The following is a 16,298-nucleotide window of genomic DNA, read 5'->3' as shown; positions in this document are numbered from 1 at the left end:
GAGGAACTTCCACCGTGTCTTCGCTGACGAGGCTGAGCCTCGCCAACCGTCTCCTCGTCGTCCTCGTCTCGATCTTCATCGTCGCCGCGGGGCTGATCGCCGCGTCCGGGCTCCGCCAGGAGCTGCTCCCCTCGCTTCAGCCGCCCACCGCGTCGGTCGTCGCGACCTACGCGGGAGCTTCGTCGGCCTCGGCCGAAAAAGAGGTGACGGTTCCCCTCGAAGACGCGGTGAAGGCCGTGCCGGGCGTCGACCGGGTCACCTCGACCACGAGTGGCGGCGTCTCGAGAGTGAGCGTCGAGTGGCCGTACGGATTGGATGCCGAGAAGGTGGTGCAAGACCTGCGGTCGGCTGTCGGTGCGGCCCAGGCCGCCCTTCCGAGGGACGTGGTCACCGAGGTGTACGCCGGGTCGACCGACGACCTTCCCGCCGTGCAGGTGGCCGTGACGTCGGCCGGCGACGCAGCGTTGCTGGGCGAGGAGGTGCAGCGGGTGCTGGTGCCCGCCCTCCAGGCCGTCGACGGCGTGCGCGAGGTGACGGTGGCCGGCGTCGACGAAGAGCGTCTCGTGGTGACGATGCGTCCGTCCGACGCCACCGCCAAGGACGTCACGGCCTCGCAGGTGCAGGATGTGCTGGCCGCGTCGCTCTCGGTGACAGCGGCCGGAACCAGCCGTGAGGGCGAAACCGCCCTCGCGGTGGAGGTCGGTAGCGTTCCGACCTCCACCGATCAGGTGGCGGCACTGATGATTCCGGGCGAGAACGGCCCCGTATCGGTCGGCGAGGTAGCCGACGTCGCGCTCGAGAGCGCACCCGAGACCTCGCTCGCGCGCGTCGACGGCGTGCCCGCGGTGACGATCTCGGTGACGAAGACGCCGCAGGCCGGGGTGGTGGAGGTCTCGCACGAGGTCGCCCGAGTTCTCGACGACCGGCGCGACGCGCTCGGCTCCGACGTCGCGTTCACCACGATCTTCGATCAGGCACCGTACATCGAGCAGTCCATCCACGACCTGTCGACCGAGGGAGCGCTGGGCCTGGCTTTCGCCATCGGCGTGATCCTGCTGTTCCTGCTGTCGGTGCGGGCGACGATCATCACCGCGATCTCGATCCCGCTCTCGCTGCTCATCGCCATGATCGGTCTCGCCGTCGGCGGCTTCTCGTTGAGCATCCTGACCCTTGCCGCGCTCACCATCGCCGTCGGCCGCGTGGTCGACGACTCGATCGTGGTGATCGAGAACATCGCTCGGCATCGCGAAACCGGGGTATCGACGGACCCTGGCATCGTGCAGGCGGTGCGTGAGGTGGCCGGCGCCATCACGGCTTCCACGCTCACCACGGTGGCGGTCTTCGCGCCGATCGCCTTCGTGCCGGGCATCACGGGTGAGCTGTTCCGACCGTTCGCGGTCACCGTCACGATCGCTCTGCTCGCGTCTCTGCTCGTGTCTCTCACCGTCGTGCCGGTGCTGGCGTCGTGGGTCATGCGCAGGCCGCCCCGTCCGCTCTCTCCGGAGAGGGCCGCCGCTCTTCAACGACGTCGCCGCGAGCGGGAGGACCGTGAGGCGGAGCGCCGTCGACAGGTGGTCGAGCGAGAGAACGAGCGTCGCCGTCGTCGTGGTGTGCCCGGCATCGTCGCCGGGCAGGGGACCGAGCCCCTCGACCGTCTCCAGGCCGCGTACGTTCCGCTCCTGCATCTCGCCCTTCGCCGGCCGGCGGGCACCCTGGCCGTCGCCGTCGTCGTCTTCGTGCTCACCGTCGTCGCGTCGGGTGCGCTGCGTGAGAGCTTCTTCGACGACGACGGTCAGCGCACGGTCTCGGTGACGCAGACCATGCCTCCTGGCCTGTCTCTGCCCGCAGCGAGCGAGCGAGCCGCGCAGATCGAGGAGATCCTCGATGCCGACGACGATGTCGCGACCCGCCCTCACCACCGTGACCGAGGAATCTGCCACCCACACCGTGATCCTGAACGACGATGCCGACCCCCAGATCGCCGTGGCGAGGCTCCGGGCGGAGCTGTCGTCGGTCCAGGGCGTCGGTCAGATCGCCGTGCACGGCACCTCTTCGACGGGAGGCTCCGACCTCACCGTCACGGTGTCGGGTGCTTCTGAGAAGTCCCTCGCCGCCGGAGCCGAGCAGGTGCAGGCGGCGCTCGCCGAGCTGCGCGATCTCGAGGGCCTTCGCACCGATGCCGTCGCGGACGAGCCGATCCTCGCGGTGAGCGTGGACCAGCGTCGCGCCGCCCAGTACGGCTTCACGCAGGCGGAGGTGGGCCGGGCGATCCACGACAGTCTGCGGGGAGCGAGCGTCGGCACCGTCGAGCTCGACGGACATCGCCACGAGGTGGTCCTGCGCGGTCAGGCCAACGACGCCACCCCGGCGCAGATCGCCGGCTTCGAGCTCCCGGTCTCGGCCCTCCAGCAGGCGACCGCGCAGAAGCGGGCCTCCGATGCGCTCGTCGTCGCGCAGAACGCTGAGCAGGCCGCCGCCGAAGCGCGACAGGACGAGAGCCTGAGCGATCAACTCGCCGAGACGCGTTCGGCGCGCTCCTCCGCGCAGACGCAGCTCGCCGATCTGGTCGCTCAGCTGAACACGCTCCTCACCGCGAGCCCGCCGCCGGCGTCGACGACGCCCCCGGCCGATCCGGCCCCAGATCCCGCCGCCGCCGCTCAGCAGGCGGCCGCGGCGCAGGCGAGCGTCGACGCTCTCGCCGACAGCCTCGGCGAGGCGCAGCGTCACGAGCAGATCGCTCAGCTGCAGCAGAGCATCGCTCAGGTGCGGGCATCGATCGCTCAGCTCGGCACGCAGATCGACGGCCTCATCGAGACCCGCGACGAGACCGTGGCGCAGCGGGCCCGCGCGGCCGCCCTCGCCGATCAGCAGAAGGCCCTCGCCGACGTGAGGGCGACCCCCATCGAGGTCGGAGACATCGCCACCGTCGCGACCTCGACCGGTCCTTCCTCGATCACCCGTACCGACGGGATGCGCGCGATCACCCTCACCGCGACACCGACGGGCGGCGACCCCGGGGGCGTGCTCCTCAACGTGGAGGCCGCTCTCGGTCTCGTGGAGCTGCCCGACGGCGTCACCGTGAGTCTGGGCGGTGGCGCCACCGAGCAGGATGCCTCGCTGACCCACCTCGCCCTCGCGATGCTCGCTGCCATCGCCATCGTGTTCCTGATCATGGCCGCAACCTTCCGGAGTCTCGCACAGTCGCTGATCCTGCTCGTGTCGATCCCGTTCGCGGCCACGGGCGCCATCGCCCTCATGTTGGCGACCGACACGCCGCTGGGGATCCCCGCCATGATCGGCATGCTCATGCTCATCGGCATCGTCGTCACCAACGCCATCGTGCTCGTCGACCTCGTCAACGGCCGTCGTGCTGCGGGCCACGACCTGCTGTCGGCGGTGATCGATGGGGCCCGGCTCCGTCTGCGCCCGATCCTCATGACGGCGGCCGCGACGGTGCTCGCGCTCGTTCCGATGGCGCTGGGGTTCACGGGTGGCGGCGTCTTCGTCTCGCGCGCGCTGGCGATCGTGGTCATCGGCGGGCTCATCTCGTCGACGCTGCTGACGCTCGTTCTCGTGCCGGTGCTGTACCTGCTCGTGGAGCGCCGCAAAGAGCGCCGCGCTCAACAGCGTCGCGCGCGAGAAGGGTCGACCGCCCCCGCCGCCGGCGGGGCGTGAGCGCTCGCCCGTCGCGGCGGTGTGAGAACGTGCGTCGTTGCCTCCGGCGACACCTTCTGCCATGATTACTGAACGATCGGTCGGAAAACCTCGCAGTCGAGGTGGACGGGCCCCGCCAGGGTCGGCGGGGGAGAGGATGACGATGGCGGACGCGTTTCTCGTCGGCGGTGCGCGCACCCCGGTCGGGCGATACGGCGGGGCTCTGGCATCCGTTCGTCCCGACGACCTGGCGGCGCTGGTGGTCGCAGAAGCGGTGGCCCGCGCGGGCGTTCCCGCCGAGGCGATCGACGAGGTTATCCTCGGCGCCGCGAATCAGGCCGGTGAGGACAACCGCAACGTCGCCCGCATGGCCGTACTGCTCGCGGGGCTGCCCGACGGCATCCCGGGGCTCACCGTCAACCGCCTCTGCGCCTCCAGCATGAGCGCGATCGCGCTCGCCGCGCAGGCGATCCGCGCGGGCGATGCCGACGCGATCGTCGCGGGCGGCGTCGAATCCATGACTCGCGCCCCCTGGGTGCAGGCGAAGCCCGAGAAGGCGTGGGCGAAACCCGGGGCGGCCTTCGATACGTCGATCGGCTGGCGCTTCACGAACCCGCGCCTCGCCGCCCGCGACAAGGCCACTCTCACCATGCCCGAGACGGCCGAAGAGGTCGCCCGGGTCGACGGCGTCTCGCGCTCCGACGCCGACGCCTTCGCGCTCCGCAGCCACGAGCGGGCGATCCGGGCTCAGGACGCCGGGCACTTCCGCGACGAGATCGTCGTCGTCGAGACCGCTCGGGGCGTGGTCGATACCGACGAGGGCCCGCGCCGTGACACCTCGCTGGATGCGCTCGCGGGGCTCCGGCCGGTCGTGACGGGCGGCGAGGTCGTGACGGCGGGCAATTCCAGCTCCCTCAACGACGGGGCGTCCGCGATCGTGGTGGCCAGTGCCGAGGCGGTCGAACGCCACGGCCTGCGCCCTCGCGCCCGGATCGTCGCGCACGCCTCCGCCGCGCTGGCGCCAGAGATCATGGGGCTCGGCCCGGTGCCCGCGACCGAGAAGGCGCTCGCGAAGGCCGGGCTGTCGGCATCCGACCTGGGGGCGGTCGAACTCAATGAAGCGTTCGCCTCGCAGTCGCTGGCGTGCATACGTCGACTCGGACTCGACCCCCGGATCGTCAACGCCGACGGCGGGGCGATCGCGCTGGGGCACCCCCTCGGGTCGAGCGGGTCGCGCCTCATCGTGACGCTGCTGGGGCGGCTCGAGCGCGAGGGTGCGCGGTACGGCCTGGTGACGATGTGCGTCGGCGTGGGGCAGGGGACGGCGATGATCGTGGAGCGGGTCGATGGCTGAGTCCCTCCGCATCGAGGCCCGGGGCGACCGCGTCGTCGCCACGCTCGATCGACCGGAGCGCCGCAATGCGATCGATCAGGCGATGGTCGACGAGCTGCATGCGCTCTGCGGTGAGCTCGAGGAGCACCCGCGCACCCTCATCCTCACCGGAGCCGGCGGCGTGTTCGCCGCGGGGGCTGACATCGCCCAGCTCCGCGACCGCACCGGCGATGACGCCCGCCGAGGGATCAACGCCACGGCGTTCGACCGCATCCGCCACCTTCCGATGCCCGTCATCGCCGCCGTCGACGGGTACGCGCTGGGCGGGGGAGCCGAGCTCGCCTACGCCGCCGACCTCCGTCTGGGAACCCCGCGGGTGCGTTTCGGCAACCCCGAACCCGGTCTCGGCATCATCGCCGCGGCGGGCGCCTCATGGCGTCTGCCCGAGATCGTCGGCCACGCCCGGGCGAGTGAGCTGCTGCTGACCGCCCGCGTGATCGACGCCGACGAAGCGCTCGCGTGGGGGCTGCTCTCGAGCATCCACGAGCCCCAGGATCTGCTCGACTCCGCTCACGCGGTCGCCGACCGGATCGCCGCGAACTCCGCGCGCGCGACGATCCTCACCAAGCGCGCCCTGCTCGCCCCGCGCAACGCGCACCCCGCCATCGACGGCGAGCTGCAGGCGGAGCTCTTCGACAGCGCAGACAAGCACGCCCGCATGACCGCGTTCCTCGAGAGGAAGAAGAGATGACCTCCCCCGTCACCACCACGGTCCGAGACACGGCATCCGTCCCCGCCGTCGTCGGCGTGCTCGGCGGAGGCCGCATGGGGGCCGGCATCGCCCACGCGTTCCTGCTCGCGGGAGCCCGCGTGCACGTGGTCGAGCGCGACACCGCCGCAGCTGCCGCCGCTCGCGAACGCGTCGAGGCGGCACTGACGCGTTCCGCCCAGAGGGGCATGCGGATTCCGGATGCCGGCACCCTCACGACCGGCACCGACACCGACGCGTTCGCCGAGGCGGGACTCGTGATCGAGGCCGTCCCCGAGGACCGTGCTCTCAAGCTCGACGCCCTCGCGCGCATCGAGGAGGCTGTGCGCGACGAGGCGGTCGTGGCATCCAACACCTCCTCCATCTCGATCGGCGCGCTCGCCGCGTCGCTCCGACGCCCTCAGCGCTTCCTCGGCCTGCACTTCTTCAACCCCGTGCCGGCATCGGCGCTGGTCGAGGTCGTGACGGGCGCCGACACCGCGCCCGAGGTCGTGACGCGCGCGACTCGATGGGTGGAGGCCATCGGCAAGACCGCTGTCGTCGTGCGCGATGCGCCGGGCTTCGCATCGAGCCGCCTCGGGGTCGCCCTGGGCCTCGAGGCCATCCGCATGCTCGAAGAGGGCGTCGCCTCGGCGCGAGACATCGATACCGCGATGGAGCTGGGCTACCGGCATCCGATGGGCCCCCTCCGCACCACCGACGTCGTTGGGCTCGATGTGCGCCTGGGCATCGCCGAGGAGCTCGAGCGCGCGTACGGCGCGCGCTTCACCCCGCCCGCCTTGCTGCGCGATCTCGTCGCCCAGGGGCACCTGGGCCGAAAGACCGGCCGCGGATTCTACGAATGGAGCGAATGATGACGTTTCTCCCCAGCTATGTGAACGGCCACTGGTGGGCCCCCGAAGGCGACCCGGATGCCGCGATCGTCCGCGACGCGTCGACGGGCGTCGAGATCGTGCGCATCAGCACGACGGGTCTCGACCTCGCCGCCGCCGTCGCGTACGCCCGCGAGACCGGTCAGAAGAGCCTCGGCGCCCTCACCTTCCACGAGCGCGCGATGGTGCTGAAGAACCTCGCCATCGCGTTGAACGAGCGTCGCGAGGAGCTCTACGTCCTGTCGGAGCGCTCCGGCTCGACGCGTCGCGACTCCCTCAGCGACGTCGACGGCGGCATCGGGGTGCTCTTCACCTTCTCGTCGAAAGCCCGCCGGGAGTTGCCCGCGGGGACGGTCGTGCTCGACGGGCCGATCGAGTCGCTGTCGAAGGACGGCTCCTTCCTCGGGAGGCATGTCTACACGCGTCTTTCGGGGGTCGCGGTGCAGATCAACGCCTTCAACTTCCCCATGTGGGGCGCGCTCGAGAAGTTCGCGCCCGCGTTCCTGGCCGGCCTTCCCACGATCGTCAAGCCCGCGACCCCCACGGCCTACATCGCCGAGGCGTGGGTGCGCATCGTCGTCGAGACCGGCCTGCTTCCCGAGGGCTCGCTGCAGCTGGTGAGCGGCAGCGTCCCGGGTCTGTTCGATCTGCTCGACCTCGGCGACACCGTCGGCTTCACCGGCAGCGCCTCGACCGCCGAGCGGCTGCGCGCCCAGGCCAAGCCCGGTGTGCGCTTCACGAGCGAGACCGACTCGATCAATGCTTCGATCCTCGGTCCCGACGCCGTGCCCGGCACCCCCGAGTTCGACGCGTACGTCAAGCAACTGCTCGTCGAACTGACCACCAAGGCGGGCCAGAAGTGCACCGCGATACGCCGCGCGATCGTGCCGAAGGGGATGACGGATGCCGTTTCGCAGGCGCTGCGCGACAGGATCGCCGAGCGCGTGGTCATCGGCGATCCGCGCGCCGAGGGCGTGACGATGGGTCCGGTCGTCTCGATCGAGCAGCGCGACGAGGTGCTGCGCCAGGTTCGCGCCCTCGCAGGCGCCGGCGGTCGCTTCGTCGTCGGTTCGGCGGAGGCACCTCCGGGGGTGCCCGACGACGGCGCCTTCCTGCAGCCCATGCTCCTCGCCTTCGCGGATGCCACGACACCGGCCGTCAACGACATCGAGGCCTTCGGTCCCGTCGCCAGCATCGTCGAGTACGCCGACGTCGCCGAGGCGGCCGAGATCGTCGGTCGCGGCGGCGGCTCGCTCGTCACGAGCGTCGCCACCCACGACCCCGGCGTCGCCACCGAACTGCTCACGCGCATGGGGGCGATGAACGGCCGCGTGCTGTTCCTCGACCGCGACGACGCCCGCACCTCCACCGGGCATGGGGCTCCCGTCCCGCATCTCGTCCACGGCGGGCCCGGTCGCGCCGGCGGCGGCGAGGAGCTCGGCGGCATCCGCTCGGTGCTCCACTACATGCAGCGCACGGCGATCCAGGGCTCGCCCCGCATGCTCACCGCGTTGACCGGGGTGTGGCATCCGGGAGCCGACACCGACACCGCGGGGGCGCACCCCTTCCGCAAACCCCTCGCCGACCTTCGGATCGGGGATGCCGTGGAGTCGGTCGAGCGCGAAGTCACCCTCGACGACATCGAGGTCTTCGCGAACTTCACCGGCGACACGTTCTACGCGCACATGGACGAGGAGTCGGCCGCGGCCAACCCCTTCTTCCCGGGGCGGGTCGCGCACGGCTACCTGCTCGTGTCGTGGGCGGCGGGGCTGTTCGTCGACCCCGCGCCGGGGCCGGTGCTCGCGAACTCGGGCCTCGAGAACCTGCGCTTCGTGACCCCGGTCTCACCCGGAGACCGCATCCGCGTCGCCCTGACGGCGAAGCAGATCACCCCGCGCGAGACCGACGCGTACGGCGAGGTGCGGTGGGATGCCGTGATCCGCAACCAGCACGACGAGATCGTCGCGCAGTACGACGTGCTCACGCTCGTGGCGAAGACGTGGCAGCCTGCTCCCGCGGCGGCGCTCGCATGAGCCTGCGGCCGATGATGCAACGCGATCAGGCATCGGCCATGCTCGGCATGGTCGTCGAGCACGACGCGCCGGGGGAGTCGCGGGTGTCGATGACCGTGCGCGACGACATGCTCAACGGCTTCGCCATCACCCACGGCGGGCTCGTCTTCACCCTCGCCGACACGGCGTTCGCGATCGCGTGCAACGAGGACGAGCGCGTCACCGTCGCCGGTGGGGCGGACATCACGTTCCTGAAGTCGACGACGTCCGGGCAGACGCTCACGGCGACCGCCGCGCGGCGCGCCCGGAGCGGCCGGAGCGGCCTGTACGACATCCGCGTCACCGACGAGAGCGGCGACCTGGTCGCGGAGGTACGCGGCCGGAGCATCACGACGGATCGGCGCCCGCCCGCGCCCGCCGCCGCAACCTCAGCGATTCACGCAAGCTCAGCGCCACACGCCGCGACCGCGACTGAGGATGTGCAGATCGCTGAGGGTGCGCGCGCGACCGACCCCGACCCCGCGCGCGCCACCGCAACCTCAGCGATTCACGCAAGCTCAGCGCCACACGCCGCGACCGCGACTGAGGATGTGCAGATCGCTGAGGGTGCGCGCGCGACCGACCCCAACCCCGCGCGCGCGACCGACCCCCGCACACCCCACGACCCCGCCCCCGAGCGCAACGCCGCGCTCTCCACCACGGAGGTGTCCCGATGACCATGACCGTTTCCTCGCGCCCCGGCCTTCTGGCATCCGTCGACCCGGCCGGCATCGCGCTCGAGAACCTGCGCGCGCTGCAGCTCGAGCGCCTGCAGTGGACGGTCCGCCACGCCTACGAGAACGTCGCCCTGTACCGGCACAAGTTCGACGAGGCGGGTGTGCACCCCGACGACATCCGCAGCCTCGACGACATCCGCCTGCTGCCCTTCACGACCAAGGCCGACCTGCGCGAGACGTATCCCTTCGGCATGTTCGCGGTGCCGATGGCGGACGTTCGCCGCATCCACGCCTCGTCGGGCACGACCGGGCGCCCCACGGTCGTCGGCTACACCGGCGGCGACCTCGACCGCTGGGCCGACCTCGTCGCGCGCTCGCTGTCTGCCGCCGGCATCCGCCCCGGCGATCGCGTCCACAACGCCTACGGGTACGGGTTGTTCACCGGCGGCCTCGGCGCGCACGCGGGCATCGAACGCCTCGGCGCGACGGTCATTCCGATGTCGGGTGGGCAGACGGCACGCCAGGCGCAGCTCATCCAGGACTTCGCACCCGATGCCATCCTCTGCACGCCCAGTTACCTCTTGACCATCGCGGACGCGCTCGAGTCCGCGGGCATCGACCCGCGCTCGACGTCGCTTCGGGTCGCCGTCCTCGGGGCCGAACCGTGGACCAACGAGATGCGCCGCGAGATCGAGCGTCGTCTCGACCTCACCGCCGTCGACATCTACGGCCTGAGCGAGGTGATGGGCCCGGGCGTGGCATCCGAGAGCGCGCTCACCAAGGACGGCCCGCACATCTGGGAGGACCACTTCCTCCCCGAGACGATCGACGGCGATACGGGGGAGCCCGTGGCCGATGGCGGTCTCGGCGAACTGGTCTTCACCTCCCTCACCAAGGAGGCGTTCCCGGTCATCCGCTACCGCACGCGCGATCTCACCCGCCTGCAGCCCGGCACCGCGTTCCCGGCCATGCGCCGCATCGAGAAGATCACCGGACGCAACGACGACATGATCATCCTGCGCGGGGTGAATCTCTTCCCGACGCAGATCGAGGAGATCGTGCTCGGCATCGAGAAGCTCACCCCGCATTTCGTGCTCGAGCTGCGCCGCGAGGGGCGGATGGATGCCATGACCGTCCGCATCGAGAGGCACCCGGCCCTGGAGCGCGAGGTGTGCGAGGCGGCGGGCGTCGTGCTGCGGCAGCGCATCAAGGTTCTCATCGGCACGAGCGTCGACGTCTGTGTCGAGGAGCCCGGTGTCCTCCCGCGCAGCGAGGGGAAGTACAAGCGGGTGTACGACCTGCGCTGAGGGCGACGACCGCCGAAGACGTGGCGCATCGTGCGGGACCGCACCCGGTCGATCTCGTGCGGGCCCGACGAACACGCGCGCCCGGTCCTAGGCTCGCGCGCGCATGGCGCCGCCGAGATCGGGGTTCGGGGTCACGCCCGTTGCGGTCCGCGACCCCCTCGGCTACAGTTTTACTGAACGGTCGGTCTGTAAAAGGAGTCGACGATGACGATGACCGCACCCCCCACGGATGCTCTGGACGGCGAGGCGATGTTCGACGCCCTCATCGAGGCCGACGGCCGGATCGAACCGAGGGACTGGATGCCGGACGGCTACCGTCGCACGCTCATCCGGCAGATCTCGCAGCACGCGCACTCCGAGATCATCGGGATGCAGCCGGAGGGGGCGTGGATCACCCGCGCCCCGAGCCTCAAGCGCAAGTCGATCCTGCTCGCGAAGGTGCAGGACGAGGCGGGGCACGGCCTCTACCTCTACTCCGCCGCGCAGACCCTCGGCATCACGCGCGACGAGATGACGCAGCAGCTCGTCGACGGCAAGGCTCGCTACTCCTCGATCTTCAACTACCCGACCCCGACCTGGGCGGACATGGGAGCGATCGGCTGGCTCGTCGACGGCGCCGCGATCTGCAACCAGGTGCCCCTGTGCCGCGCCTCGTACGGTCCGTACGGCCGCGCCATGGTGCGCATCTGCAAGGAGGAGTCGTTCCACCAGCGCCAGGGGTTCGAGATCCTGCTCACCCTCATGCAGGGCACCGACGAGCAGCGTCGGATGGCGCAGGATGCCGTCGACCGCTGGTACTGGCCGAGCCTGATGATGTTCGGGCCCCCGGACGACGATTCGCCCAACTCGGCGCAGTCGATGGCGTGGAACATCAAGCGGTTCAGCAACGACGTCCTGCGCCAGCGGTTCGTCTCGATGCTGGTGCCGCAGGCGGCGGTGCTGGGTGTGACCCTGCCCGACCCCGAGCTGCGGTTCAACGACGAGACGGGCGAGTACGACATGGGCGAGATCGACTGGACCGAGTTCCACGAGGTGCTCGCGGGCCGCGGCCCCCTCAACACGATGCGTCGCCAGCACCGACGCGATGCCCACGAAGAGGGCGCGTGGGTGCGCGAGGCGGCCGCGGTGTACGCGGCGAAGAAGAACGCGAAGGCGGCCGCCTGATGGCCACCCCCGGCGGGACCCCCGCTGAGACCTGGCCGCTCTGGGAGGTCTTCGTGCGCGCGAACCGCGGCCTCAGCCACGTGCACGTCGGCTCGCTCCACGCACCCGATGCAGAACTCGCCGTCCGCAACGCCCGCGACCTGTACACCCGTCGCGGTGAGGGGGTGTCGGTCTGGGTCGTGCCCTCGGATGCCGTGACCACCAGCGACCCCGGAGCCAAGGGCGCGTTCTTCGAGTCGCCGGCCGGGAAGAACTACCGGCACGCGGTCTACTACACCGCGTCCGAGGGGGTGCCGCACCTGTGAGCACTTCGACGGATGCCGACCCGCACGGCGACGTCGCCCTCGACGCCCGCGAGCTCTCCGCCGAGTTCGCCGGGGGAGAGGCCCGCGCCACCGACCCCGACGTGGCGGCGTACGCCCTGACCCTCGGCGACGACGCGCTGATCCTCGCGCAGAATCTCTGCGGGTGGGTCGCCCGGGCCCCCGAGCTCGAAGAAGACGTGGCCCTCGGCAACATCGCCCTCGACCTGCTCGGTCACGCGCGTTCGCTCCTGCGCTACGCGGGATCGTACGACGGTCGCAGCGAAGACGATCTCGCCTATTGGCGCGACGAGTCGGAGTTCCGCAGCGCCTGGCTGTTCGAGCTCCCCAACGGCGACTTCGCGCACACGATCGCCCGCCAGCTGCTGGCATCCACCTATCTTCTCGAGCTGTACCGAGAGCTCGCGGCATCCGCGGATCCCGTTCTCGCCGCCGTCGCGGCGAAGGCCGAGAAAGAGGTCGACTACCACCGCGACCACGCCGTGCAGTGGACGCTGCGCCTGGCCGGGGGCACCGAGGAGTCTCGGCGCCGGTTCCTCGTCGGCCTCGACGACGCGTGGCCGTACCTCGACGAGCTGTTCCGCGACCAGCCCGTGCACGACCGCCTCGACGGCGTCGCCGTGCGTCCCTCGACCCTGCGCGCTCGTGTCGACGACGTCCTCGCCGCCGTGCTGGCGGAAGAGGACGTGGCCGTGCCGACGGTTCCCGGCTCCTCCGCCGGCGGTCGTCGCGGCCTCCACCATCCCGCGTTCGGTCCGCTCCTCGCCGAGATGCAGGTGCTCGCTCGCCGCCACCCGGGAGCGACGTGGTGACCGCGACGCTCGAGCACGCCCGCGAGGTGGTCGCCGCCGTCGTCGATCCCGAAGTGCCGGTGCTGACGATCGACGACCTCGGCGTGCTCCGCGACGTGCGTCTCGACGGCGGCACCGTCACCGTCACGATCACGCCGACCTACTCGGGCTGCCCCGCGGTCGACGCGATCCGCGACGACATCGTGCTGGCCCTCACCTCGGCCGGCTTCGACCGTGCTGTCGTGCAGACGACGCTCAGCCCCGCATGGACGACCGACTGGATGAGCGACGCCGGAAAGCGCAAGCTCACCGAGTACGGCATCGCCCCGCCCACCGGGCGCGCGCCGGCCGGACCCATCCGGCTCACGCTCAGCGTCGCCTGCCCCCGTTGCGGCTCGCTCGATACGCGGGAAGTCTCGCGCTTCGGCTCCACCTCGTGCAAGGCGCTGTGGGAATGCCGAGCCTGCCTCGAACCCTTCGACCACTTCAAGGCCCTCTGATGACGATGACGGATGCCGAGACCCCGGCCGCCGCGCGCACCCGCGCACGCTTTCACACCTTGCGTGTCGCGGCCGTGCGGCCCCTCACCCCCACGGCGATCGAGGTGACCTTCGCCGTCCCCGCTGAGCTCGCCGCGGCGTTCGACTACGCACCCGGGCAGTACGTGGCGCTGCGCGCCGTCGTCGACGGAGAGGAACTGCGCCGTTCGTACTCGATCTGCCGGCCGCCGGCGCAGGGGAGCGTCAGCGTCGGTATCAAGCGCGACCCCGACGGGCGCTTCTCGACCTGGGCGCACGAGCGCCTGCGCCCCGGCGACGAGATCGAGGTCATGAGCCCGTCGGGCACTTTCGTCTCGAAGGCGTCGACCTCGATGGGGCACGTGGTCGCGATCGCCGCCGGCTCCGGAATCACCCCGATCATGGCGCTCGCGGCCAGCGTGCTCGAGCGTTCCGCCGACGCGCGCATGACGATCGTGTACGCCAACCGGTCCTCGACCGACGTCATGTTCGTCGACGAGCTCGCCGACCTCAAAGACCGCTACCCCTCGCGTCTCACGCTGCATCACGTGCTCTCGCGCGAGCAGCGCGCGGCGCCCGTGTTCTCGGGGCGCATCGACCAGGAGCGGCTGCGCTTGATCCTGTCGCGGCTGATCGATCCGGCATCCGTCGACGAGTGGTTCCTGTGCGGACCCTTCGCGCTCGTCGAACTCTGCCGCGACACGCTCGCCGAGGTCGGTGTCGCGCGCGAGCGCGTGCGATTCGAGCTGTTCACCGCGGGAGACGCAGACGCCCCCGCCCAGACCGGCGGAGCTCGCCCCGTGCGGGTCCGCGACGACGAGCCGGTGCGCTCGATCGACTTCACCCTCGACGGCCAGTCGGCCCGTGTCGACAGCCCCGTCGCGGCGAACGAGACGATCCTGGCCGCGGCCCTGCGCGTGCGCCCCGACGTGCCCTTCGCCTGCGCCGGCGGGGTGTGCGGCACCTGCCGCGCGCGGGTGATCGAGGGTGCGGTCACGATGACCGAGAACTACGCGCTCGAGCCCGATGAGATCGAGCGCGGCTACGTCCTCACCTGCCAGTCGCACCCGACCTCCGACGCCGTCCGCGTGGACTACGACGGGTGAGCGCGGTGATCGACTACGTGTTCGACGCCGGCGTGGCCGAGATCGTCCTGAACGCCCCGGCCCGTCGCAACGCTCTGGGCCTCGACGACCTGCGCGCGCTCGGCGAGGCCTACGACCGAGCCGAGGTCGACGGCGCCCGCGCCCTCCTGCTGCGCGGCGAGGGTCCGTCGTTCTGCGCCGGGCGCGACATCTCGGGGGTCGATCCCCGCACCGACGACGTCGCGGGCTACCTCGATGACACGCTGGCGCCCCTGCTGCGGCGCATGGCGGCCTTTCCCGCGCCGACGTTCGCGGCCGCCCACGGGGCCTGCCTGGGTGTGGGCCTGGGCCTGCTCATCGCCACCGACGTGGTCTACGTCGCCGACGACGCCAAGATCGGCTCGCCCTTCGCCGCCCTCGGCGCGACCCTCGACTCCGGCGGTCACGCGCTCTTCGTCGAGCGTCTCGGCGCCCACGTCACCCTCGATCTCATCTACACGGGCCGACTGATGTCGGGGCTCGAAGCCGTTCGTGCCGGACTCTTCTCTCGCGCCTTCCCGGTGGGGGAGATCCAGGATGCCGCGACCTCCGCGGCCCGCGGGGCCGCTGCCGGTCCCACGCAGGCGTTCCGCGCCAGCAAGCGCATCGTCGGCGCGATCCGCGACGAGCGCCTGGGCCTGCGGGAGGCGATGGCGCTCGAGAACCGCGCCCAGGCGGCGCTCGCCGCCACCGAGGATTACCGCGAGGGCTTCGCCGCGTTCCAGGCGAAGCGTCCGCCGGAGTTCACGGGTCGATGACGGGTTCGACGATGGGCTGAGCGCCGACGAGGCACGGTCCGGCCACGCGGTCGGCGAGCGAGGCGAGGACGACCCCGCGCGAACGGATCCGGCCGCGAAGCGCACTCCGACCAGGATTCGGCGGACGTATCAGCGTGGCCTCGGCGGAGAAGACCCTGATTGAATCGGGGCATGACGAGCATCGACGACGATGACGAACTCGCGACGCTGCGCCGCAGGGCCTACGCGCCCGGAGCCGACATCTCCTCCGACCCCGCCGCCCTGCGCCGCCTGATGGAACTGGAGCAGCGAGAAGCCGTCGTCGAAGACGCCGCTGACCGAGTGCCCGAAACCCCGCACGCCCCTGCCGAAGATGAGCGGGAGCCGCAGGCGCCTCCGAGGCGCCGGATGCCGCGACTGCGTCGATCGAGCGTCATTGTGCTCTCGGCGGCCGTACTCGTTGTCGTATGCGCCGCGACCGCGATCATCGTGGTGCAGCGCACCCAGACCGACCCGCTGCAGGCGGGGGCGACGCAGGTGGCACGTCTTGCGGCGGACCCGTCGTTCGATGTGCCGAGCGTCCTCACCCCGGGAGTGAGCAGCGGCACCACGGGGTATGCCGAGTACGAGGGCTTCCGCGTCGCCACGTACGCGTCGTTCGACACGGGCGACGATGCGGCGAAGTGCATGACGGTCTGGCAACCCGATCTGCTGGACATCTCCGGGGGCGGCTTCTCCTACGACGGCCGGTTCTTCCTGACCTCGTGCGGAGCCGGCGTCTTTCCCGCCAACACCATGCTCCATCTCAGCGAGGACTCGGCGGAGATCCGCGCGACGGATCTGCCCGCGGGCACCTCTTTGCACTTCGTCTACGACAAGACGAACGACGAGATCGTCGTTTTCCGCGGCTGAGGGTGAGCGCGGGGGAGGCCGTGAACCGCGGAAGACCCCTCGTCGAGCTGAGACCGTTTCGCAGGC

At 71.1% G+C, this 16,298-nt stretch carries 15 protein-coding genes; all 15 read left to right on the top strand.

Features of this window, described 5'->3' with window-relative positions; genetic code table 11:
• The first annotated feature begins 14 nt into the window (after positions 1-14).
• The 15 genes from QE416_RS16385 (at position 15) to QE416_RS16315 (ending at position 16,232) form a co-directional block, all read left to right on the top strand.
• On the top strand, positions 15-2,099 hold the full coding sequence (locus tag QE416_RS16385; RefSeq protein ID WP_307317791.1) for an efflux RND transporter permease subunit: 2,085 nt from the start codon (positions 15-17) through the stop codon (positions 2,097-2,099).
• Positions 1,984-3,675, top strand: a complete 1,692-nt coding sequence (locus QE416_RS16380) for an efflux RND transporter permease subunit (RefSeq protein WP_307317992.1) — start codon at positions 1,984-1,986, stop codon at positions 3,673-3,675. Before QE416_RS16385 ends, QE416_RS16380 begins: the two co-directional genes overlap by 116 nt.
• Before the next feature lie 142 nt (positions 3,676-3,817).
• Positions 3,818-5,008 carry an acetyl-CoA C-acyltransferase gene (locus QE416_RS16375; protein ID WP_307317991.1) on the top strand — a complete coding sequence of 397 codons (1,191 nt, stop codon included), beginning with the start codon at positions 3,818-3,820 and terminating at the stop codon, positions 5,006-5,008.
• Positions 5,001-5,738 (top strand): enoyl-CoA hydratase/isomerase family protein, encoded by a 738-nt coding sequence (locus QE416_RS16370; RefSeq protein ID WP_307317790.1) that lies wholly within the window; start codon positions 5,001-5,003, stop codon positions 5,736-5,738. Before QE416_RS16375 ends, QE416_RS16370 begins: the two co-directional genes overlap by 8 nt.
• Positions 5,735-6,610, top strand: coding sequence for a 3-hydroxyacyl-CoA dehydrogenase family protein (locus QE416_RS16365; RefSeq protein WP_307317788.1), 876 nt, complete (start codon positions 5,735-5,737; stop codon positions 6,608-6,610). Before QE416_RS16370 ends, QE416_RS16365 begins: the two co-directional genes overlap by 4 nt.
• On the top strand, positions 6,607-8,661 hold the full coding sequence (gene paaZ / locus QE416_RS16360) for a phenylacetic acid degradation bifunctional protein PaaZ (RefSeq protein ID WP_373458873.1): 2,055 nt from the start codon (positions 6,607-6,609) through the stop codon (positions 8,659-8,661). The genes QE416_RS16365 and paaZ overlap by 4 nt, the downstream gene beginning before the upstream one ends.
• 11 nt (positions 8,662-8,672) lie before the next feature.
• A complete protein-coding gene (paaI, locus tag QE416_RS16355; RefSeq protein WP_307317781.1) occupies positions 8,673-9,356 on the top strand; it encodes a hydroxyphenylacetyl-CoA thioesterase PaaI in 684 nt (227 codons plus the stop codon).
• Positions 9,353-10,663, top strand: coding sequence for a phenylacetate--CoA ligase PaaK (paaK, locus tag QE416_RS16350; RefSeq protein ID WP_210073862.1), 1,311 nt, complete (start codon positions 9,353-9,355; stop codon positions 10,661-10,663). Before paaI ends, paaK begins: the two co-directional genes overlap by 4 nt.
• 204 nt (positions 10,664-10,867) lie before the next feature.
• Positions 10,868-11,827, top strand: a complete 960-nt coding sequence (gene paaA, locus QE416_RS16345; protein ID WP_307317778.1) for a 1,2-phenylacetyl-CoA epoxidase subunit PaaA — start codon at positions 10,868-10,870, stop codon at positions 11,825-11,827.
• Positions 11,827-12,132, top strand: coding sequence for a 1,2-phenylacetyl-CoA epoxidase subunit PaaB (gene paaB, locus QE416_RS16340; protein ID WP_307317776.1), 306 nt, complete (start codon positions 11,827-11,829; stop codon positions 12,130-12,132). Before paaA ends, paaB begins: the two co-directional genes overlap by 1 nt.
• Positions 12,129-12,962, top strand: a complete 834-nt coding sequence (gene paaC, locus QE416_RS16335; protein WP_307317774.1) for a 1,2-phenylacetyl-CoA epoxidase subunit PaaC — start codon at positions 12,129-12,131, stop codon at positions 12,960-12,962. Before paaB ends, paaC begins: the two co-directional genes overlap by 4 nt.
• On the top strand, positions 12,959-13,441 hold the full coding sequence (gene paaD, locus QE416_RS16330) for a 1,2-phenylacetyl-CoA epoxidase subunit PaaD (protein WP_267787577.1): 483 nt from the start codon (positions 12,959-12,961) through the stop codon (positions 13,439-13,441). The genes paaC and paaD overlap by 4 nt, the downstream gene beginning before the upstream one ends.
• On the top strand, positions 13,441-14,565 hold the full coding sequence (gene paaE, locus QE416_RS16325; protein ID WP_307317770.1) for a 1,2-phenylacetyl-CoA epoxidase subunit PaaE: 1,125 nt from the start codon (positions 13,441-13,443) through the stop codon (positions 14,563-14,565). Before paaD ends, paaE begins: the two co-directional genes overlap by 1 nt.
• A gap of 5 nt (positions 14,566-14,570) precedes the next feature.
• Entirely contained in the window at positions 14,571-15,341 is a 771-nt protein-coding gene (locus tag QE416_RS16320) for an enoyl-CoA hydratase/isomerase family protein (RefSeq protein ID WP_307317988.1), read from the top strand.
• Positions 15,342-15,512: 171 nt separating this feature from the next.
• On the top strand, positions 15,513-16,232 hold the full coding sequence (locus QE416_RS16315) for a hypothetical protein (protein WP_307317768.1): 720 nt from the start codon (positions 15,513-15,515) through the stop codon (positions 16,230-16,232).
• The last annotated feature ends 66 nt before the right edge of the window (positions 16,233-16,298 follow it).

This window comes from Microbacterium sp. SORGH_AS_0421 (assembly GCF_030818635.1).
Lineage (GTDB): Bacteria > Actinomycetota > Actinomycetes > Actinomycetales > Microbacteriaceae > Microbacterium.
The sequence above is the reverse complement of the archived record's forward strand: the minus strand, read 5'-3'. Positions and strand labels throughout refer to the sequence as shown.